The following is a 19,502-nucleotide window of genomic DNA, read 5'->3' on the forward strand; positions in this document are numbered from 1 at the left end:
AGGCACCGCCATGCCGTGCAGACCACCCGGGTCGCCCGGTACACGGGAAGGGATGCGACACCTGGAGTGCTCGGCGGCGGTGCACAAGTACCTGAATGGGGCGCTGACACAGGACCGGGGCACGGGGGCCGGCTACTCCTGGCAGGCCCAGGCGCCCGACCCCGGGAAACAGCACGACCACCAGGACCACGACCAAAACGACGACCAGGACGACGACCAGGCGCAGCCGCACCGGGCCGGGGCCGGCGATCGGCGGGTCGTTCCCGGCAGCGAGGGCAGCCCGGCCACCACCACCCCGCACGGCGCCGGACACGGCTCAGGACCAGGGGGCGACGGCCACCCGCACGCCCCCCAGCGGCCGGGACGCGCACCGCACCCGGCGCCCCAATCCCCCGGTGAACCCGGCACACGAAATCACGGCCCGCCGAAACTGACCCGACCGGCGGCAATTCCGGCGCACCGTCAATTCACGGGAACACCCCGGAAAGGACCCGGGCCCCGGACTGCCCGGCAAACCCCGGCCAGCCGGGCGGCCGACCACCAGCAGTCACCGAAACCCGCGCCCCCCGCAGTGTCCCGGACGGCCGAACCGGGCCCCGCGCCCGGACCCTGATTGGTCTACCAGAACGCGATCCAAGCGCCCGAAACGGTGTGAGGTCACAGAACCGAACCCGGGAACCCGGAACTAGACACCAGGGACAGCCACCCAAGCAGCCCGCCATAGGACGGCCGCCGATCCGATCTACCTGCCAACGGCCAGCGTGTGCAGGGCGCAACGGCACGCCAGGGCGCTCAGAGCGTCCGCGCGCAGGGCCATGAACAGGCGTGCCTGCGGCCCGACGCCCTCCAGGCGCCGGTGATGCCCGGCGGCGAGCAGCGGTGCCCTGAGGCGTCCGGGAACGGGGAAGGTTTCGTACGCGCCGCCGGACCGGATACCGCCCGGTCCGTCCCGGGGAATCCGGAGGCCAGGGCCCGGCCGGGTCGACGTGGTCCCGGGGCGCCGGGCGCCGACCGTGCCGGGTGCCACGGCGGCCGGGGCCTGCCGCAGGCATCCCGGCCGTTGGCGCGTCCTTCGCGCGTGCGGCAGTCCATGGCTTCAACTGCACTGGCCAGATGGCATGTTGACGAACTGTTAGAGAAATTGGAGACTGGCATCGTCCTGGTGCGGCCCCATCCCCGGCGCCGTCGCCCCAGGGTGTTCGTCCATGCCCTTCTTCACAGTCCGCCACCGGAGCATCCGGCTCCACGGCGGCCACTCCAAGGAAGCAGCCATGATCAACGACACCCGCCCCTTCGTCCGACGCGCCGCCCTCGGCGCCTGTGCGGCGGCCCTGGCCGCCCTGGTGGTGCCGGGCATCGCCGCACACGCGGCCACCGCGCACCCGGCCGCCGCCTTGGCCAAGCCGGCCGTCGTCCTGGCCAAGCCGGCCGCCGGTGCCGGCGTCTTCACCTTCACCGTTCCCGGCGCCCGTGCCGGGGCCGCGGTGCAGTCGATCGACTGCACCGTGACCCCCTCGGCGCCCTTCCGCTACTACGGGGGCCCCTACGGGGGCGGGGAGGAAGGCTTCGCGAGCGTCAGCTGCTCGGCCCCCGTCTACAAGATCGAGCTCGGGGTGGCGCTCTTCTACCGGGGCGCCCAGGTCACCTACAACTCCAACACCGTGTACAATGCACTCAGTGCGAGCGCCGACACGGAGTACCCGGTTAACCCGGGCAACTACCAGACCGGCGCGCAGGCGACCATCACCACGGTCTACGGCGGAGCCTCGGTGACCAGCCCCGTCTACGGAAGCGCCATCGTCACCCTGTAGTGGGCCCGGACCTGCTCTCCCGCACGGCGCCGCGCCCCTGAACCCCGGCCGGAGCTCCGCGGGTGCCGGGCCGCCGCTGTCCGCCCGCAGCCGGCGGTGGCCCGCGCCCGCGGCGGCCCGGGCCACCGCGGGCCTGCCGGAGGGTTTGCCGGCAGGCCCGGGGTCTGTACGGTCTTCGGTGTAACTCCCGATCAAGGAAGAACACCTGATGAGCGACGTGATCGCCTCCGTCGAGGCGGTTGAAGAGGTCCGGCCGGCCGAGCTGTCGGCGGACCTGCTGGACGACGGGTTGATCGGGCAGCTGGTGGATCGGGCCCGCGCCGTCAGCTGGCCCCGGCTCGGGCGCATGCTCGGCGCCTGGTCCCCGTCCGGGGCATCGCGTCGGCTGCCCCGCCGGTGGGCTGCTTCCGTGGGGGCCGGATCGCGGGGGTCCAGGGGTTCGCGACGATCGGCCTGTTCACAGCCGCGCTGCGGCATCCAACCACGGATCGGCACTTCCATCTGGAGCTGCTGGCTCTGGAGTACGACAGGCGGCCGGCGGGGTACGGGTTCTTTCCTCAGGTCCTGGAGCACGTGGCCGCATGGATGCTCGCCGGCGGGACGGCGGTCCTGCGCGGCAACGTGATCCCCCTGCCCTCACCGCTGCCGGGCGGGGTGATGACCGCCCTCTACGCCGCGATGCCCGTCTACTACGACGAGGACTTCTCCACTGTCACCGTCGAGAACGGCAGCGACGTCACGATCGTCTGGCTCATCCCCATCACCCGTGAGGAATCCGCCTTCATCCACACCCACGGCTGGGAGTCATTCGAAGAATTCCTCACCCGGCAGGACCCCGACCTCCTCGATATCAACCGTCCCGCACTGCATTTCTAGAGACCCGACCGAGAGGGGCGGGACCGGGGCGGCGGGGCGGGGCCGGCTCCGGTGGGATCACCGCACGGGCGGGGCGGGTACCTGGTCCGCGTCGCGGTGGCGGGCGCCGGGTCCGGTTCAAAGCCCGCCTGCGGCCCGGGAGTACGGTGGGACGGGCCTCGGATTAGGGTCGCTCTCGTGGAGGTGAATCCGGCGCAGTGCCTGCGGTGGGCGTCATCGGGCGGGTAGGACGGGGTTGTGACGGATGCCGGGGACCGGGTGACGGTCGATGCGATCTGTCGGGCGGCGGATCTGACGCGGGCGTACCTCGCCCGGGAGCGGGCCGTGGTGGAGGGGCTCCTCGCCGGAGTGGACGGCGGGGTGCTGGACGGGGTGCTGGCCTGGTTGGTCCTCGACCACGACGATCTCTTCGCCGAGCTGGGGGAGCCGTCGATGCCGGTGCGGGGGTTCGACGCGGTGGCGGCGCTGGCGCCGGCGGAGTCGCAGTTCGCGGTCACGACGGCGGTGCGCCGGGTCGCCTCGGGCGATGCCGGACTTGCCGCTGTGGTGGAAGAACTCGGCCGGCGCGAGGACCAGGCCCACGCCGTAGCGATCTGTACCACCGTCATGCTCCTGGAAGCGGTCGGCCGCACCGAGGCCCTGCGGATCCTGGACGAGGACACCGCTCAGTACATAAGGAGGGGTCACCCCCGGCCCTACACGCTCACCTGAGCGACGCCACCGCTTTGCGCAGGGCGACCGCGCACGCGGCCGCTGCCACAAGCAGCGTCAGTGGAGCGGCCAGGGCCGCGGTCCAGGCCGTGAAGCCCTTCCAGGGAACGATGTAGGAGCCCCACGGGGCTCTCACCGCGTCGACGCTCCCGCCGGGGTGGCCGGCGCGGCGCAGCGAGATGTGGGTTCCGTCGGTGAGGAGGGCCTCGCACTGGACGTAGTTGTTGCGGGCGGAGTGCCTGGTCTCGCACGCGGAGATGGTCGCTCGCTCCGGTGAGCCGTGTGGTGCCACCAGGGACAGGCCGAACAGGAGGGCGATGCCGGCCGCACCCAGGCACAACATCGTCAGCGCGGCCCAGAGCCCGGCCGTCCACCTTCCGCCCGCAGTTGTCACGGTGAGAAAGCTACCCGTTTGGGAACCGGGCACCGGCGGTGGGGGCCGGTGCCCGGTTCGGCTTCGTCGGCAGCTGCGGGCTGCAGTCGAAGCCCGGCCGACGCAACGGACTCGGGGCCGGGCCGTTGATCCCCGAACGCGGGTACTCCTCTTTCGGGGGGGTACCGGCCCATGCTCCCGACGTCGGCGTATCCGACGAAGCGTCACTTGTTGTTTTGTGGAAACGTATTGTGCCGATGGACCGTCGGTCGGCACGCTGGTCCCATGGCACATTCGAGGGCGAGGCTGATCTTCAGTGGCGTGCTGACCGTGCCGGTGTTCGCGGGAGGAACCTTCGGCGCCGCCTGGCTGATGGCGGCCATCGGTTACACCCACGGGCTCCTCACCGGCGCCGTCTACGGGCTTTACCTGCTGGCTTTCGTGATCGTCCTGCGCCATGTCCGCCGTCTCGGGGAGGACACCATGGAGTCCGGCACGGCGCTGTTGTTCGGCTTCCTGCTGCTGGGGGCCATAACCGTCTTCATGGTGGCGTTCCAGGACGGGGCCGGGCAGCGCGCCCTGGCCGAACGCGGGGTGGCCGCCACCGGCCACGTCGACCGACTGTGGACGGACTGGGGCAGGGGCGAGAACGACCGCGTGCGCCATTTCACCGAGGTCGCTCTCACCACCGGCTCGACGGAACGAGTGGAGACCGACACCCCCGAGGAACGGCCGGACATCGGCGAGAACGTCACCGTCACCCTCGACCCCCGCCACCGGGTCGCGAGCCGATTCGGTGCGCCCCCGGACCTGCCGGATACAAAACTCAGGACGGCCAGCTTCACCGTACTCTGCGCGATCGCACTCGTCTTCGCGGGAGCCGTCCTGCGGGCCGCCCACCGCACGCCCGGACGGCGCCGCACCCGCTGAACACCACCCCAGGCCCATGGCTGGGAGTCCTTCAAAGAATTCCTCACTCGTCAGGACCCCGATCTCCTCGATACCGACCGTCCGCCGCTGCATTTCTAGAGACCCGGCCAGTTCGGGACGCGGGACCGAGCCTGCAGCGACGGGCAGTCGTTGGACCCGAAGCGGGGTGTTCGGGCTGCGGCGGCGCAGCGGGAGGAGGACGGCTCTCGTGAGTCACTGGATGGGCCGGAGGACCGGCGCCTGGTCGGTGTGTCCCCGTCCTCGCGGGCGCCGAGGTTGAGGTGCTCGGAGGCGTTGGCAGACCGCTGATGAGGGGCTTGAGCGCCGGATCCCGCACCGGGTGAGGCAGGCTCTCCGTAACGTGGATGCCGGCACGCCGATGCCGCAGGGCCGGGGAGGACGAGACCTGGGGAGGGGCAGTTGACCAGCACCGACGGCATAGATCTCTATCTCGGCCTGGACGTCGGCAAGGGCGAGCACCATGCAACCGCGCTCACGCCGGCCGGCAAGAAGGTCTTCGACAAGGCACTGCCCAACAACGAGCCCAGGCTCCGTGAACTGTTCACGATACTGCAGGCCAAGCACGGGACCGTGCTGGTGGTGGTCGACCAGCCGGCCACCGTCGGCGCCCTGCCACTGGCCGTCGCCCGCGACACCGGTTGCCGCATCGCCTACCTGCCCGGCCTGACCATGCGCCGGATCGCCGACCTCTACCCCGGCGAGGCGAAGACCGACGCCCGCGACGCGCACGTCATCGCGGACGCCGCCCGCACCATGCCGCACACCCTGCGCGACCTGGTGGCGGCCGACGAGACCGTCGCCGAGCTGGAGATGATCGCCGAATTCGACATTCCCGACCGCCGGCCACCTCGCGGCCTACGCGGGCCTGGCGCCCGTCACCCGATCCTACGGCTCCTCGATCCGCGGCGAACACCCCTCCCGGCGCGGCAACAAACAGCTCAAACGAGCCTTCTACCTCGCCGCATTCGCCTCACTGTCCCAACCCGAGTCACGCACCTACTACGACCGGAAACGACGCGAAGGCAAACACCACGTCGCCGCCCTCGTCGCACTCGCCCGCCGCCGCATCGACGTCCTCTTCGCCATGCTCAGAGACGGCACCCTCTACCAGCCACCGACCACCGCGACCGGTTGACGAAGACCATAGGGGCACTTTTTTCGGGGGTCGCTGATACACCAATGACCCGTCGGCGGTCCGCGCCGTACGGACCGCCGACGGGAGGGACACGACCGATGCCGGTGCCCGAAGGACACCACCGCGTCCGCAGCCACACCCGCCGCAACCCACGGCCCAGCACGAAGAGATGAGCGGTTGGACGATCACGGGCCTGTGACCTTCAGAAACGTGCGGGTGCTGCTGGCGCGGGAGAGTCGCTGTTTGGCGCGAAGTACCGATACGGCGCAGTGGCGCAGCAGTACCTGGATTGCCGGCCGGGTCCGGCACGGTACTTCTGCGTCGAGGACAGTGTCACCATCCGCCGTGGAAGGGCCAGGTCACGCGCTCCCCCACTTCGGCAGGCCCACCTCTCGTCCCCGTGACGTGCCCGTCCGTACCGCGAAAGCATTCGCGCGATCGGAGAACCTCGAGGGTGTAGGTGACGGGCCGCACTCCTGCCGGTCGGGCCGGTAGGCGTGGGGCGGGTGTCACAGTCGGGTTCCCTGCACACCGGCGCAGTACGGGCCGATGAGGACGGGCACCTCACGGATTCCCCCAGCAGGGACTGCCGCCGTCCGCCCCGGCTGCGTCCTCCCTGCGCGCAGGGATACCTCGGCCGAGGCGGTGCTGATGGCGCTCTTTTTGAATGTCCCCACCTCGTGCTCGGGTAGTGGGCAGATCTGCTCTCTCGGAATCCCCACCTGCTGCGCCTGCCGCGATCACCGCCGGGGACGTGCCGATGCCCCGCCAGTTCCCGATCGGCAAACCGTGGGGCAGCGCAACCCGCGGCACCGACCGGCCCGACTACGCGACCCGGCCGTGATCTCCATCGCCGCGCAAATGGAGCTTCTGGCGGGCAACACCGGGCGGGCCGGCGAGAGCGGCGCCGCCACCTTCCCGGCGGTGCCATGTGTAACAGCTTGAGGTACAGCCGTACGGCGGGCGGGCCGCCGCCCGATCATCGGCATGTGACTGCCTCGGAGCCCAGACCCTTCGCCATGAGCGCCTTCGGGAGCCGACATGGCTGACGTTCAACGCTGGTCGGGAGTGCCTCTGGGCTCACCCCTGGGTGACCCCGTCGAACCCGTGCGGTCGGTGGCGTGGGCGGTCCTCGACGGCAGGCCCGTCCTGGCCACCGGCACAGACGGCGGCTACGGCGAGGACGGCGGTCTGGTGCGGTTGTGGGATATGGGTGACCCAAGCGCACCCGTTCCCTTGGGACCGCCCCTGGGCGGCCCCGGCGACTGGGTGTGGTCGGTGGCGTGGGCCGTCCTCGACGGCAGGCCCTTGCTGGCCGCTGGCGGCTACGGCAGCCGTGGCGGAGGTTCGGTGTGGTTGTGGGACATGGGTGACCCGACCGCACCCGTTCCCTTGGGACCGCCCCTGGACGGCCCCGGCGGCCAGGTCCTGTCGGTGGCGTGGGCCGTCCTCGACGGCAGGCCCGTCCTGGCCGCCGGCAGCGGTGGAGGGTCGGTGTGGTTGTGGGACGTGGGTGACCCGACCGCACCCGTTCCCTTGGGACCACCTCTGGGCGGCCCCGGGGGCCCGGTGCGGTCGGTGGCGTGGGCCGTCCTCGACGGCAGGCCCGTCCTGGCCGCCGGCACCGATGGCAGCCATGGTGGCGGTTTGGTGCGGCTGTGGGACGTGGGTGACCCGACCGCACCCGTTCCCCTGGGCCCTCCCCTGGGCGGCCCCGGGGGCCCGGTGCGGTCGGTGGCGTGGGCGGTCCTCGACGGCAGGCCCGTCCTGGCCATCGGCACCGGCGGCAGCCATGGTGGCGGTTTGGTGCGGCTGTGGGACGTGGGTGACCCCACCGCACCCGTTCCCCTGGGCCCTCCCCTGGGCGGCGCGGGCGACCAGGGGCTGTCGGTGGCGTGGGCCGTCCTCGACGGCAGGCCCGTCCTCGCCACCGGCAGCGGCGGCGGTTTGGTGCAGTTGTGGGACGTGGGTGACCCCACCGCACCCGTCCCCCTGGGCCCGCCCCTGGACGGCCCCGGCGGCCCGGTACTGTCAGTGGCGTGGGCCGTCCTCGACGGCAGGCCCGTCCTGGCCACCGGCAGCGCCCCCGACAACCGCGGTTCGGTGCAGTTGTGGGAGGTGGTGGAGGACGGGTCGGTGGGGCGGCTGCCCTCCTATCGTTCCGATGCGACATCCAGGAGCGATGACCTGTCCCGGGCCGAGGAAGCCCGCGCGCTGGCGGAGCTGGTGACCGCCCGCTCTGCCAGGCCGCCGCTGGCAGTGGGGCTGTTCGGCGACTGGGGCGAAGGCAAGAGCCACTTCCTGGACCTGATGCAGCAGCAGGTCGACGCGACCGCCCAACCGAGTAACCCCCTCGCCCACCACGCGGTGCGCCAGGTGCGGTTCAACGCCTGGCATTATGCCGAGACTGGACTGTGGGCCAGCCTGGTGGCCGAACTCTTCGCCCAGCTCGCCACCGCCCCCGACCAGGACAGCGGCACCGCCCAGCGCCAGCTCTCCCGGCTCTCGGCCGACTTGGTCGCCCAACGCGAACTCCCGCGCCGGCTGCGCGCCGCGCGCCTGCGCCGCGACCAGCTCCAAGCCGCCCTGAGCGCCCGCGAATCGCGCTGGTCCCAGCTGTCCGAGGAGCAGCAAGCGGAGTGGGCGGTGCTGGCCGGGGACAGCGGGAGGCCCGGGGAGTTGTACGAGCAGATGCTCGGCGGGGCCCGCGCGCTCGACATCGTGGGCAATGGCGAACTGGTCGCTGGAGAAGGGCAGGACGAGCGCGGGCACTCCGGCGTGCAGGCATTCGGTGAACGAGTTGTTGCCGCCGTGGTGGATCATCGCGGCGGCGGCAGGCAGCAGCGCCTGCTGCGGGACGGTGGCAGCGATGTGGAGCCGTCCGACTGGGGCGTCCCGCAGGGCCGGGGCCTGGCCGAGGTCGGCCACTCGGTCCCCGGCCGCGACGATCACGGACGCGTCGGTGTGGCGCAGGATTCCCTCCACCGCGGTGCGCAGGACGTCGTGACGGGCCGACAGGAACGTCCCGAACGCGACCAAGACCAGTGGACGTCCGCTGGTGGTGAGTCGCTCGACGACGGTGCGCCAGGCCGGGTCCAGCCCGCCTGGGCCGGGTTCCGCTCCGCAGTGGCCGGCATAGAGGGCGACGGGGCCGGCCGGAGCCGGCGGCAGCCAGGGGAACGGCGGGTAGTTAAAGACGATCGCGTGTGGTGAGCAGAGTGCGAACGCCCTCTCCGGAAGCGAGAGTCGCGGTGCGTTTCGACTGACGGACGCGCGGAAAGCCGTGGTGAAGGCCCTGTCGTTCGCTGCGGCCGCCTCACGCAGCAGGCCGAGCGACGCCGGGTCAGGTCGTAAGCTGTCGGGCCAGGCGTACGGCAGGCCGAAGTACGCGTCCGGGCCGGCGGGGATGTAGCTGGGGTGACCGGGGCAGAACGTCGCGTACGGCAGTCCCAGGCAGTGCAGGGCGAGTGTCACCGAGTAGCTGAGCTGGTCGACGACGTACCAGTCGGGCCTCACCCGGTGGTCGAGGTCCCGCAGGTCGTGCAGGACACGGTCGGGTTCTGCCATCATGTCGGCCCGGCGGTGGGCGGCCTGGGTGAGCAGGGCGGGCACCGCGCCCTGCGTGGTCGCCGCGAGGAACTCCCGCAGCCGGGCGGCCTCGCCCTCGTCCTGTGCCGTCCGCTCGGCGATGCCGTGATTGGCGTTGCGGGTGACGACCAGGTCCAGGAAGCCCAGGCCGAAGCGGTCGGCGAGGTCGGCGAACGGCGGGGAACAGGCCAGGGACACCTCCGCGCCGGCGCGGCGCAGGGCGGAGCCGAGCACGCTCAGGGGTGCAGCGTGGGATCGGAACGGCGGGCTGACCACCACGATCCGGGCCATCGCGTCCTCCTTGGGATCCCGGCGGGCGCGGGACGGCGGCTGCCGCTTCGATGATGCCAGAGGGAGACCGACGAACCGGTCAGGACGCCGGCAGCCGGGATGCGGGCCTCCCGCCGTCCAATCCGTCCGGCCGCGCGCTCCGAACACAGGAACCGACGGTTGCAACGCCCCCGACGAGAGGCCGACCCCGTGAGGCAGGACACCGCAGGAACGCCACCCCGCCGGCGCACCGGCCCGACGGACGGTGCCGGCCGTCCGGTGGCCGACGAGCTGGTCCGGTGGCGGCGGCACTTCTGGGGCCGGGACTCCCCCGCCGGCTCCGACCGGGACCTGCTCGGCCTGCTGGCCCGCGCCGAGTACGGCAGCGCCGAACCGGGCCCCTGGGCCGCCGGCCTGTCCGCCGAGGACCTCCGGGTCGCCGCCCTGCGGTACGCCGTCCGTTCCGGCCGCGCAACGGATCCGGCGACGTTGGTCCACGCGGCCCACGGGTCACCCATCCTGCGGACGGCACTGGCGGAGGCCTGGTCGGTGACCCTGGCGGCCGGGCACCGCGGTCACGCCACGGCCGTCCTGCGCAGCCGGCTCCTCGCGGCGCCGCCCGCCGAGGAGACGGCCTTCCTGCTCGACCTCGCCGGGTCCGGCCGGCTGCTCCCGCTGACGGCCGCCGAGTGCGCGGACGGAGCACGGGCGACGGACCGGGCACGACGGCACGCCGTATGGCGCTACCTGTCGGGGATCCCGCGCGGCGCCGATGCTCTACCGACGGCGGCGCCCCGGACAGCGGACCGGTACGAGGCTCTCCTGCTGGCCGCGGCCTGGGAGCAGGCGATGCCGGGGGCGCCGGCCGGCGAGGTCTTCCGGCAGGCGGTGCGGCCGCTGCCCGCAACGGCCCCGGGTGGCCTCGTCGTCGCCCAGTCGATGCTGCTGGGGCGGCTGGACGAGCCTGGAGCGGGTTTCAGCGGCGGCATGGGTGTCCTGCTGGGCGGTCTCGGTGACGCGCTCGCCCGCACCGACCGGGTCGCGCGCGTTCTCACCCTGGTCAGCGCCGGACCCGACGACCTCGGCCACGGGCGGCCACTGGTGGCGCGGCGGGGGCCGGAGCACTGGGTGGTGGGGATCCCGGTGGACGCCCGGGGCTCGCTGGACCCCGGGACGGCGGCGGTCCACCGCGGGGCACTGGCTCGTATGAGTTGCCCCGGGGCTGCGAAGATCGGCGGATGATTCGCGTAGGTGAGTTCTTCCTTGCAAGAGACGATGAGTCCGCCCTGCGAGTGGGCCCTCGCCGTAGTCACGACTTCCCGGCCGTACGGTGCGACGGCATCTACCCCGATGACGCGGTCTGGAGGTGGGAAGCCCAGCTGACGGGCGGCGAGAGCACACTCCGGCACGTGGTCCCCATGGCCAATGACGGGTTCACCGTCTTCGCTGTCCCGGAGCCGTTGTGCACGGCCCTGGTCACTGCGCGAGGGGAGCGGCTCCGAGCCGCAGCTCGTGCGTGGGCCGAGGCCGCCTCCGAACCGGACGACGAGATCTCGCCGGACAACGCGATGGATCTCCTCGAACGTGTGTCAGCCCTGGCCAGCAGTCGTGCGGAGAAGCACCTCGAGCTGTACTGCTGGTACTTCGCGCCCTGACCTCGCCGCCTTGGGCGCATCGCGATGGTGAACGGCGGACAGGACCATGGTGATCAGCACGCTTCGTCGTAGTCCGGCCCGCCGTCGTCGACCACGTCGCGGTTCTCGTACAGGGCGAGCTCGGCGTCGCGGTCGCGGATGCTGCGGGAGAGGCAGCGCTTCGAGCAGGTGTTGCGCGTTGATCGCGTGGAGCGGATGAAACGGGTCCGCAGCCGCGGCAGGAGACGATCGCGCGTTGGCCCGGGAGAACGGCCCGGCTGGAGGGCGCGCTGGCCAGGAGGTTGCTGCGGCGCCGACAGGGGTGGCCTGCGGCCCCCCGGGAGGCAGGCACCGGCACCGCCCGCCCGGCCAGTGGCACCGCTGCCCTGGCAGCCCCCGGCAGTCGCCCCACCCGGCGGCCGGAACGGCGGCCAGGAACAGCCGGACGCAGCCGGGCACCACCACCGCCTGGCCCTCCAGCGCGGGCGGCCTTGGGAACAGCTGGCGGTACTGACCCGCCCGGCCGGGCGGGTCAGTGAATCGTGCCTGTGCCCTGCTGGGCGTCGACGTATATGCCGAAGTAGGGCGCGCAGTTCGTCCTCGGGTAGGCCGGCGGGATGGCGGCGGCGATGGCGCGCAGCACGGTCAGGTGGGTCTGGGTCTTGCTGCCGAAGGCCTTCAGCCGGGCCACAGCGGAGTGGGCCTCAGTCTCGAGTTCCCGGGGTTGGTCCACGCAGCGGGCTGCCAACGCGGCGAAGGCCTGGTCGTATGCATCGGCGGTCTCGGTGGTGGCGCCCGCCGCCTGGTCCAGGGCGCGCAGCGCCTGGGCTGCGGCGGACAGGTCGGTTGCGGCGGGGGTCGGCAAGGGCTTGACGGTGACGGTATTGCCGCTGCTGCAGGCGGCCAGCAGGAGAGTGGCGGTCACGGCCAACACAATTCGCCGAGTGTTCGTCATGTCACTTGACGCTAGCTTGAATTGAGAGATACGGCGAGTGATGTAGCTTATATGGACAGCTGGGCCGCTCCGGCCCCTGGGTAGAGTGCGGGGCACGATCGGCGACCGGCGAGACGACAGGCCGACAGGGGCGGGCGGGCCGACGCGAAGGCATGTCCCAGCCTGTCCCAGCCCCCGGCCGAAAACACCCCCACCTGGGAAAACGACCTGGGACCGTCCCAGCAAAACCAAGCAAACCAGGCGCGCTGGGACAGAGCTGGGACAGAGCTGGGACACCCCGTCCCAACCCCGGAAGAAACCGGCCCCCGCACCCACGACGACGACCAGGCGCAGCCGCACGGACAGGTTCCACCGGGCACCGCCACAACGGCCGGCCAGCGGCCGGGGGCCGACGAGCCGGGACGCGGGGCACGACGGCCAGGAACAGCAGCAGGCCCCGCCCGGCGACGTTCTGGCAGCACCGGTGCCCGCCGAACCCACCCCGACGGGCTGATGCCGGCCGCTACCTGCGGTCTCGCCACTCCGCCGGAGGGAGATGGGTCTCCGTGTAATCACCGATACGGTCCGCCCAGAAGGAACCGACGAGCACCGGCCTGGTCAGGAGGACATCGTGGGCCCGTTGGGAACCGCCGAATAGCCCCAGCTCCTCCGAGGCGAGGTCATCGAGGTAGGTGCGCTGCAGGAAGATGTCGTGGGCGTCCGTGTACGCGGTGAGATCCGCGGTGAGCCGGGACGGCACGCGGCCCACCAGCGGAATCCCCTCCAGCAGGACCTGGGGGCCAAGCAACGCGTCGATGGCCACGCCCACCAGGTGCCCGGTGCTGAAATAGGCGGTGACAGCCGGCCAGGCATCCGTGCGCGGGGGGGTTGTAATCACGGCTGACCACCGGCCCGTAGTGCGGCCGGTCCCTTCCCCAGGGGAGGAGCTCCAGCACGCCGAGGAGCGCTTCCTCCACCTCCTGTGGCGTCATTCCGAACCGCAGCGGGCCCACGCCGTGCAGCGGCTCCGACGTCCACCGAATCCGCTGCTCCTCCGCGACAACATCCCAGCTCACGTCCGGCACCCCTTCTCCCTGCCAGTCCTGGAAGCCCCGGACCCGGCCGGCTGGTCCCTCCAGCCCGGAGGACCGTACGACAGGGCAGTGACAACCCACACCGGGGCCGCAGAGTCCCCGGTGAGCGGCAGCACCCACTTAGATTGGGGCGGAGCCCGCAAAACAGCAGGTCAGAACCTCGTGCCTAGAGGGGATCTGTCGGTCTGTGGACTACATATACAGGCGTCGATATGCAGCCTGTGGACAGTCGGAGTGACCTGCTTTGGTTAGCTCTAACTCTTTGGTCGTGTGAAGCGACCAAAAACCGACTTCAGTGTGAGGCGCCGTCACGGTGGGCGTTGCAGCGGAGTTGTGTCCCTCCCAGGGCGACATAAAACGCCGTTCGGTGTGTCCAGCCGACCAAAGGGTTAGCCCAGCCGACCAATCCGCTAGTGTCGCCGTGCACATGTACCGACCCGGAGGTGCCATCAGCCCATGCTGCGAGACGCAGCGTCGCCCGAGCCGCGGCGCAAGCTCACCCGGCCGGCGGCGGACCCCAGGCCCGACCCCCGCAAGGCGTTCTCCGGGCGCCGCACGAAGGCCGTCCGTACCCTGGACGAGGTCGTCGGCCTCTACCCCGACCGTCGGGTGGAGGTCAGCGAGAAGCGCAAGGGGCTGGAGTTCTACAGCACCGACGCCCAGCCCAACGCCTTCACCATGGACAGCCAGGAATTCCTGTTCATCATGGCGCAGTACTACCGGGGCAACGTGCCGCTGCGCCTCGTCTGCATCCTCATCGCCAACCAGCAGGCCGGCGGGGTCATCGAGCTGACCCAGGAACAGATGGCCGACATCCTGGACGTCCACCGCACCGCCGTCAACGACGCCCTCTCCGAGCTCACCGAGCACGGCATCGTCGTCAAGATCGCCCGGGGCAGCTACCGCCTCAACCCCGTCTTCTCCTACCGCGGAGCAGCGCTTCGGCGCCTGCCCGACGGGAAGACGGAGTTCGTCCAGGTCGAGCAGGCCGACGTCCTGGACGAACTGCGCCGGCGCTCCGATCTGCCGGACCGCGTGCGCTACCCCAGCCTCGACGCCCTCAAGCAGGCCATCGACGTCTCCCGCGAGGAACGGGCGCAGCTGCGGCGCGAGCGGGCGCGGGAGCGCAGGCGTGCTGCCGCTGCGGTGGTGCAGAGTGAGATGCTGTTCGGTGACGAGGCCATAGAGCCCGACGGGAAGGGATGATCATGGCTGCTGATGTGCTGTACACGCCGGTGAACCTGCTCGGTGTCGTGGCGGAACTCAACCTTCCCGGGCAGGCCAACCGCGTCCTGTGGATGCTCATGGAGCAGCAGGAGGCCGGCGGCCGCTGTGTCTTCCAGCAGGCGAAGCTGGCGGAGAAGCTCGGGATCAGCCGCTCCAGCATCACGGTGGCACTGGCCGCGCTGGACACCGCGCGCCTGGTCTACCGGCCCGACGGCGGCTACAAGAGCTACCAGCTCAACCCCATGATCTCCGGCTACCGCACCCCCGCCGACGCCTGGGACGCCATCGAGGCCATGAACCCCGACGACCGCCTCGACGACGACCACTTCATCACCAACTACAAAACCCGCCTCGCCGGCCAGAACGCCGCCCGCGACGACCGCCGCCGACGCACCCTCCTCAGCATCGCCGGCTAACCCAGAACAAGCCCCGTTGGGGCCCCCTGCCCGCACGCACCGAGCGGACCACGGGCCACACACCCCCGCCGGTCCCGGCGCCGCCGCGGATCCCCCGGGGACTGCACAACTCACCATCCGGTACGGACCTGGTGATGAGGCTCCTTGAAAACGGCCAGTGTCGCTCCGACTCCCCACTCTGTAGCTGGTTGAACGACGTGGGGAATCAGCTGAGCGGGAATCGGCTGGGCGGCTGGTGAGCGGGTCAGTAGGCTGCGGCCATGTTCGAATACCACGGCTGGATCAACGTTCAGGAGAGCGCCAGCGCCGACGATGACAACTATGACGACGGCTGTCTGCGGGAGATCGTCGAGGGCATCGAGCGGCGCATCCGGGAGATCGACAGCCCCTATCTCCTTGACCTGCGGTGGATGAACGGCGAGGCGTTCGTCCACTTCGGGGGCTTCCCCAACCACCGTGACGCGGAGATCGTGGAGTTCTTCGGGGAGGTCGGTGAGCGGGCGCCGGGTTCGTATGGCCTGCTGCATGTGCGCGATGACGAGGACCCCGCTCGTGAGAACGAGGTCCTCGTCATCAGGATGGTCCGCGGGCGGGTGACCGAGCACGCGGAGCCGCTGCTGTCGCCCTGTATCCCTGTGCTGGAAGATCCGTTCGAGGGATAGGTGCCCGAGGCGCTCAGACCCGCCGCAGGGCGACAACGTCGGTGCTTGGTTGCGAAATGGTCGGGCGGGCGGCTTCGGGGGTGGCCAGCAGGACGGCCAGGACGACGACCAGGCGCAGCACACCGGAACCGGCGGGCCGGAGCCGGCGGCCACCCGCCCGCTCCCGGACCCCTCGCAGAATTCCCGCGCAGATCCAAGGACCGCCGAACCGGCCTCAAACAGCGGAAATACCAGCCGAATAGGCAACGGAATCCGGCACGGAAAACAGCGGCATTTCCGACGGGCCATCAATTCGAGAGACCGCCCCGGAGAGGACCCCGGCCCCGGACCGACCGCCGGACCCCGGCCAGCCGGCCCACCGACCACCAACAGTCACCGAAACCCGCGCGCCCCGCAGTGACCCAAACAACCCGACCGGGCCCCGCACACCCACCCGGACTGGTCTACCAGAAGCCGATTCAAGCGCTCGAAACAGTGCGAGGTCACAGCACGGGAACCGGCGGGGCCGGACAGCGGCGGGACGGGCACCCGCACCAGGAGCTGGGTGATTGCCACGCAATCACCCAGCCACCGGCAACCAGGGCAGACAACCAGGCAGCCGGGCGAGCAGGACGGCTGGCAGCCGGCGACCGGGCACCGACCCCCGGCCCGGTCGCCCACCGCAGGCCAGCGAGTGGACAACCCTGTCCGCAGGCGTGGACCTGAACCGTCCGCTCAACAGGATTTACAGGAGTCCACTCACACGATCCGGCGCCGCTGCGCTTCCGGGGCCGTCACCGTCCGGAACAGCACCGGCGGTGTGCTCGGCTCGGGCACCACCGGCGGTGCCCTGGCCCCGGAGAGCGTCGACCACCAGCCCGACGGTGGCGACGGCGATGACGATGGCCGCGACGGCGGGTAGTGCACCGGCCTGCCAGTTGTCGAGTACCGCCCCGCCGAGCGTCGCCCCGGTGGCGATCCCGAGGTTGAGCACGGTGATGCCGATCGCTCCGGAGGCGGCCTCCCGCCCGGGGGAGGCGATCCGCAGCAGATGCATCTGGAAGACCGGTGGCAGCAACCCGATGAGTACACCCCAGCCGGCGATCACCACGACTGCCACGGCGAGATGGAGATCGAGTAGCAGCAGTGAGGCGGCACTGCCGGCGAAGGCCGCACTGACCCAGCCGAGCGCCTGCCGTGGGAACCGGTCGAAGAGCGATCCGGCCCCGAGAGTGCCGGCCACCCCGGCCGCCCCGAAGACGAACAGCAGTATGCCGCTGGTGGCGTTGTCGTACCCGCCGAACTGATGGAGCAGCGGCGCGATGTAGGTGTAGAGCAGGAAGTGGCCCGTGATGACGAGGCCTCCGGCCAGCGCGACGCCGAGCACCGTCCACAGCGCCGGGTCACGGCCTTCCTGCCGTACTGCCTGCTGGGGCGCGTCCGCCAGCGGCAGGGTACGGATCCCCAGGGCCGCCAGTACGAGCAGCGCCGCCAACGCGGCGAAGGAGAACCGCCAGCCGAGCGCGGCGCCCACGGTGGCGCCGAGCGGAATGCCGACGATGCCGGCCATGGCGGGCCCGGCCAGCACTACCGAGACCGCCCGGCCGGTCCGCGCCGGCGGGACGAGCGTGGCCACCGTCGGCACGAGCAGGGACCAGAAGAGGCCGTGCGCTGCGGCGGCGGTGATCCGGCCGGCGAGTGCCCATCCGTACGAGGGGGCGAGCGCGGTGCCGGCGGTCGCCAGGGCGAGCAGCAGCAGGATGGTGAGGAAGAGCGGCCGGCGCGGTACCCGTGCGGTCAGCCGCGTCAGCGGGACGCTGGCGACGGCGATCGTCAGTGCCCAGGCGCCGACCAGTCCGCCGGCGGTCGCGGGCGTGATGTTGAAGCAGCGTTCGACTGTGTTCCGGTGGGTGTACTTCTCCCTGTCGAAACCGGGCGGCCGTCCGCCGTGTCGTCCCCTTCGGCAGCGGCCGGCTGCCTGGTCAGCGCGTTCCGGGATGGTGTGGGCGATGCCGCGCCGACGGAGGTAGGTGCGGATGGCGCGGGAGCTGTAGCCCTTGTCGCCCAGGACGTGGTCGGGGCGGGTGCGCGGGCGGCCCGCCCCGAGGCGGGGCACGCGGATGTCGGCCATGACCTGTTCGAAGCGCGTGCAGTCGTTGACGTTCCCGCCGGTGACCACCAGGCCCAGTGGGCGTCTCCGCCCGTCGCAGGCGAGGTGGAGCTTCGTGGTCAGTCCGCCCCGGGATCGACCGAGGGCGTGATCATCCGCTTTGTCCCAGTCGGGAGCCCCCCTAATCCTGTGTGAAGGCGCTACTCGGAATACCCGGCTTGGGCTTTCCGGAGCGCTTGACGCGACAGACACCTGGAGCCCCCCGGGCCTGCGAGGCCTTCTCAAAGAGCGGTGCTGTCGCGGCGGTGGGTTTCGTGGCGGTCGCGTGGGTGCCGGGCTGATGCCTGGGCAACCCCTGGCCGACGAGGTCTGAACAGAGAGCGGCGCTGTCCGGCGTCCTCGGGCTGCCGCGAAAAATAGGGCGCCGCGTGACCCGCATGTGCTCGTGACCGGCGAAAACAGGCAATGTTGGGAGAGTGGGTTGAAGATCTTCTGCGGTATCGACTGGGCCGAATCGCACCACGACGTCGCCCTGGTCGACGACAGCGGATCGCTGGTGGCCAAGCGCCGGATCAGCGACGACGCGGCCGGCTACCGGCTGCTGCTCGACCTGCTCGCCGAGCACGGCGACACCGAGACGGCCCCGATTCCGGTGGCGATCGAGACCAGCCACGGCCTGCTGGTCGCCGTCCTGCGCACCGGCCGGCGGCAGGTGTTCGCGATCAACCCGCTGGCCGCCGCCCGCTACCGGGACCGGCACGGCGTCTCCCGCAAGAAGTCCGACCCGGGCGACGCCCTGGTCCTGGCGAACATCCTGCGCACCGACCTGCCCATGCACCGGCCACTGCCGGCCGACTCCGACCAGGGCCGGGCCGTCACCGTGCTGGCCCGCGCCCAACAGGATGCCGTCTGGAACCGGCAACAGCTCGGCAACCAGATCCGCTCGCTCCTGCGCGAGTACTACCCGGCCGCCCTGGAAGCCTTCCAGAGCAAGGCCGGCGGCCTTGCCCGGCCGGACACCCGCGCCGTGCTCACCGCAGCGCCGACCCCGGCCAGAGCGGCGAAGCTCTCCCTGACCCAGTTGCGGGCCGCGCTCAAGCGCGCCGGCCGCACACGCGGCATCGACGCCGAGGCCGAACGGCTCCGCGAGGTCTTCCGGGCCGAGCACACCCGCCACCCCGACGCCGTCGAGGCCGCCTTCGGCCACCAGCTGGCCGCCCTGCTGAAGCAGTTCGACGCTGCCTGCCAGGCCGGTGACGACCTCGCCGAGGCGGTCGAGGCCGCCTTCCGCGAGCACCCGGACGCCGAGGTATACCTCAGCTTCCCCGGCCTCGGCGTCCAGCTCGGCGCCCGTCTCCTCGCCGAGATCGGCGACGACCGCACCCGCTTCGCCGACGCCCGCGGCCTCAAGGCCTACGCCGGATCCGCACCCATCACCAGAGCTTCCGGCAAGAAGAGCTACGTCGGCAGACGCATGGTCAAGAACAACCGGCTCATGCACGCCGGATTCCTCTGGGCCTTCTCCTCCCTCACCGCCTCGCCCGGCGCCGACGCCCACTACCGCCGCCGACGCGAGCACGGAGACTGGCACGCAGGCGCCCAACGCAACCTCCTGAACCGACTGCTCGGCCAGCTCTTCCACTGCCTCCAGAACCGCCAGCTGTTCGACGAGAACCACGCCTTCACCTCCTCCGTCACGTCGTCGATCACGGCCGCCGCTTGACGCCTTAG

Annotated in this window: 15 protein-coding genes and 4 pseudogenes; 13 read left to right on the top strand and 6 right to left on the bottom strand. The window is 71.3% G+C overall.

What is annotated here, in order from left to right; genetic code table 11:
* Nucleotides 1-1,205 precede the first annotated feature (1,205 nt).
* From ACFUK0_RS14210 to ACFUK0_RS14220, 3 genes are all read left to right on the top strand, one after another.
* Nucleotides 1,206-1,811: a hypothetical protein gene (locus ACFUK0_RS14210; protein WP_380249725.1), complete on the top strand. Its 606-nt coding sequence runs from the start codon at nucleotides 1,206-1,208 to the stop codon at nucleotides 1,809-1,811.
* 396 nt (nucleotides 1,812-2,207) lie between these two features.
* Nucleotides 2,208-2,687 (top strand): suppressor of fused domain protein, encoded by a 480-nt coding sequence (locus tag ACFUK0_RS14215; RefSeq protein ID WP_380249727.1) that lies wholly within the window; start codon nucleotides 2,208-2,210, stop codon nucleotides 2,685-2,687.
* Between the two features lie 237 nt (nucleotides 2,688-2,924).
* The gene (locus tag ACFUK0_RS14220; protein WP_380249729.1) at nucleotides 2,925-3,398 is read left to right on the top strand and encodes a hypothetical protein; all 474 of its coding nucleotides are present in this window, start codon (nucleotides 2,925-2,927) and stop codon (nucleotides 3,396-3,398) included.
* Here the strand turns inward: ACFUK0_RS14220 and ACFUK0_RS14225 are convergent.
* Nucleotides 3,391-3,792, bottom strand: coding sequence for a hypothetical protein (locus ACFUK0_RS14225; protein WP_380249731.1), 402 nt, complete (start codon nucleotides 3,790-3,792; stop codon nucleotides 3,391-3,393). The two genes, ACFUK0_RS14220 and ACFUK0_RS14225, sit on opposite strands and share 8 nt — an antisense overlap.
* 264 nt (nucleotides 3,793-4,056) lie before the next feature.
* On the opposite strand from ACFUK0_RS14225, the gene ACFUK0_RS14230 reads away from it, so the two are divergent.
* The 3 genes and pseudogenes from ACFUK0_RS14230 to ACFUK0_RS14240 all read left to right on the top strand — a co-directional run.
* Complete coding sequence (locus ACFUK0_RS14230) at nucleotides 4,057-4,701, top strand: hypothetical protein (RefSeq protein WP_380249733.1); 645 nt, start codon at nucleotides 4,057-4,059, stop codon at nucleotides 4,699-4,701.
* A gap of 420 nt (nucleotides 4,702-5,121) precedes the next feature.
* A pseudogene (locus ACFUK0_RS14235) lies at nucleotides 5,122-5,857 on the top strand (IS110 family transposase).
* A gap of 1,365 nt (nucleotides 5,858-7,222) precedes the next feature.
* Nucleotides 7,223-8,338: pseudogene (locus ACFUK0_RS14240) on the top strand (P-loop NTPase fold protein); the annotation flags it as partial.
* Between the two features lie 267 nt (nucleotides 8,339-8,605).
* On the opposite strand, the pseudogene ACFUK0_RS14245 reads toward ACFUK0_RS14240, so the two are convergent.
* Nucleotides 8,606-9,427 (bottom strand): annotated as a pseudogene (locus tag ACFUK0_RS14245) (glycosyltransferase); the annotation flags it as partial.
* On the opposite strand from ACFUK0_RS14245, the gene ACFUK0_RS14250 reads away from it, so the two are divergent.
* The 3 genes from ACFUK0_RS14250 to ACFUK0_RS14260 all read left to right on the top strand — a co-directional run bounded on the left by ACFUK0_RS14250 (nucleotide 9,398) and on the right by ACFUK0_RS14260 (nucleotide 11,370).
* Entirely contained in the window at nucleotides 9,398-9,790 is a 393-nt protein-coding gene (locus tag ACFUK0_RS14250; RefSeq protein WP_380249735.1) for a hypothetical protein, read from the top strand. The pseudogene ACFUK0_RS14245 and the gene ACFUK0_RS14250 sit on opposite strands and share 30 nt — an antisense overlap.
* A 204-nt stretch (nucleotides 9,791-9,994) precedes the next feature.
* A complete protein-coding gene (locus ACFUK0_RS14255) occupies nucleotides 9,995-10,957 on the top strand; it encodes a hypothetical protein (protein ID WP_380249737.1) in 963 nt (320 codons plus the stop codon).
* Nucleotides 10,958-11,133: 176 nt separating this feature from the next.
* On the top strand, nucleotides 11,134-11,370 hold the full coding sequence (locus ACFUK0_RS14260; protein WP_380249739.1) for a hypothetical protein: 237 nt from the start codon (nucleotides 11,134-11,136) through the stop codon (nucleotides 11,368-11,370).
* Nucleotides 11,371-11,881: 511 nt separating this feature from the next.
* Here ACFUK0_RS14260 and ACFUK0_RS14265 read toward each other — a convergent pair.
* The gene (locus ACFUK0_RS14265) at nucleotides 11,882-12,274 is read right to left on the bottom strand and encodes a hypothetical protein (RefSeq protein ID WP_380249741.1); all 393 of its coding nucleotides are present in this window, start codon (nucleotides 12,272-12,274) and stop codon (nucleotides 11,882-11,884) included.
* A gap of 532 nt (nucleotides 12,275-12,806) precedes the next feature.
* Entirely contained in the window at nucleotides 12,807-13,181 is a 375-nt protein-coding gene (locus tag ACFUK0_RS14270; RefSeq protein WP_380249743.1) for a hypothetical protein, read from the bottom strand.
* 652 nt (nucleotides 13,182-13,833) lie between these two features.
* Here ACFUK0_RS14270 and ACFUK0_RS14275 point away from each other — a divergent pair.
* The 3 genes from ACFUK0_RS14275 (at nucleotide 13,834) to ACFUK0_RS14285 (ending at nucleotide 15,682) form a co-directional block, all read left to right on the top strand.
* On the top strand, nucleotides 13,834-14,583 hold the full coding sequence (locus tag ACFUK0_RS14275; RefSeq protein ID WP_380249745.1) for a helix-turn-helix domain-containing protein: 750 nt from the start codon (nucleotides 13,834-13,836) through the stop codon (nucleotides 14,581-14,583).
* 2 nt (nucleotides 14,584-14,585) lie between these two features.
* Complete coding sequence (locus tag ACFUK0_RS14280; RefSeq protein WP_380249747.1) at nucleotides 14,586-15,020, top strand: helix-turn-helix domain-containing protein; 435 nt, start codon at nucleotides 14,586-14,588, stop codon at nucleotides 15,018-15,020.
* A gap of 260 nt (nucleotides 15,021-15,280) precedes the next feature.
* On the top strand, nucleotides 15,281-15,682 hold the full coding sequence (locus ACFUK0_RS14285) for an Imm7 family immunity protein (RefSeq protein WP_380249749.1): 402 nt from the start codon (nucleotides 15,281-15,283) through the stop codon (nucleotides 15,680-15,682).
* Nucleotides 15,683-16,406: 724 nt separating this feature from the next.
* Here ACFUK0_RS14285 and ACFUK0_RS14290 read toward each other — a convergent pair.
* Both ACFUK0_RS14290 and ACFUK0_RS14295 read right to left on the bottom strand, forming a co-directional pair.
* Complete coding sequence (locus tag ACFUK0_RS14290; protein WP_380249814.1) at nucleotides 16,407-17,540, bottom strand: MFS transporter; 1,134 nt, start codon at nucleotides 17,538-17,540, stop codon at nucleotides 16,407-16,409.
* Nucleotides 17,541-17,921: pseudogene (locus tag ACFUK0_RS14295) on the bottom strand (transposase); the annotation flags it as partial.
* A 295-nt stretch (nucleotides 17,922-18,216) separates the two neighbouring features.
* Here ACFUK0_RS14295 and ACFUK0_RS14300 point away from each other — a divergent pair.
* The gene (locus ACFUK0_RS14300) at nucleotides 18,217-19,494 is read left to right on the top strand and encodes an IS110 family transposase (RefSeq protein ID WP_380249751.1); all 1,278 of its coding nucleotides are present in this window, start codon (nucleotides 18,217-18,219) and stop codon (nucleotides 19,492-19,494) included.
* Nucleotides 19,495-19,502: the final 8 nt, after the last annotated feature.

It is taken from the genome of Kitasatospora sp. NPDC057223 (genome assembly GCF_042669755.1).
Taxonomy (GTDB): domain Bacteria; phylum Actinomycetota; class Actinomycetes; order Streptomycetales; family Streptomycetaceae; genus Kitasatospora.

Bases quoted from the DNA above. Each gene is read 5' to 3' on its own strand.
- ACFUK0_RS14275 (WP_380249745.1), top strand. From the start codon at position 13,834: ATGCTGCGAGACGCAGCGTCGCCCGAGCCGCGGCGCAAGCTCACCCGG.
- ACFUK0_RS14210 (WP_380249725.1), top strand. From the start codon at position 1,206: ATGCCCTTCTTCACAGTCCGCCACCGGAGCATCCGGCTCCACGGCGGC.
- ACFUK0_RS14260 (WP_380249739.1), top strand. From the start codon at position 11,134: ATGGCCAATGACGGGTTCACCGTCTTCGCTGTCCCGGAGCCGTTGTGC.
- ACFUK0_RS14230 (WP_380249733.1), top strand. From the start codon at position 4,057: ATGGCACATTCGAGGGCGAGGCTGATCTTCAGTGGCGTGCTGACCGTG.
- ACFUK0_RS14280 (WP_380249747.1), top strand. From the start codon at position 14,586: ATGGCTGCTGATGTGCTGTACACGCCGGTGAACCTGCTCGGTGTCGTG.
- ACFUK0_RS14285 (WP_380249749.1), top strand. From the start codon at position 15,281: ATGTTCGAATACCACGGCTGGATCAACGTTCAGGAGAGCGCCAGCGCC.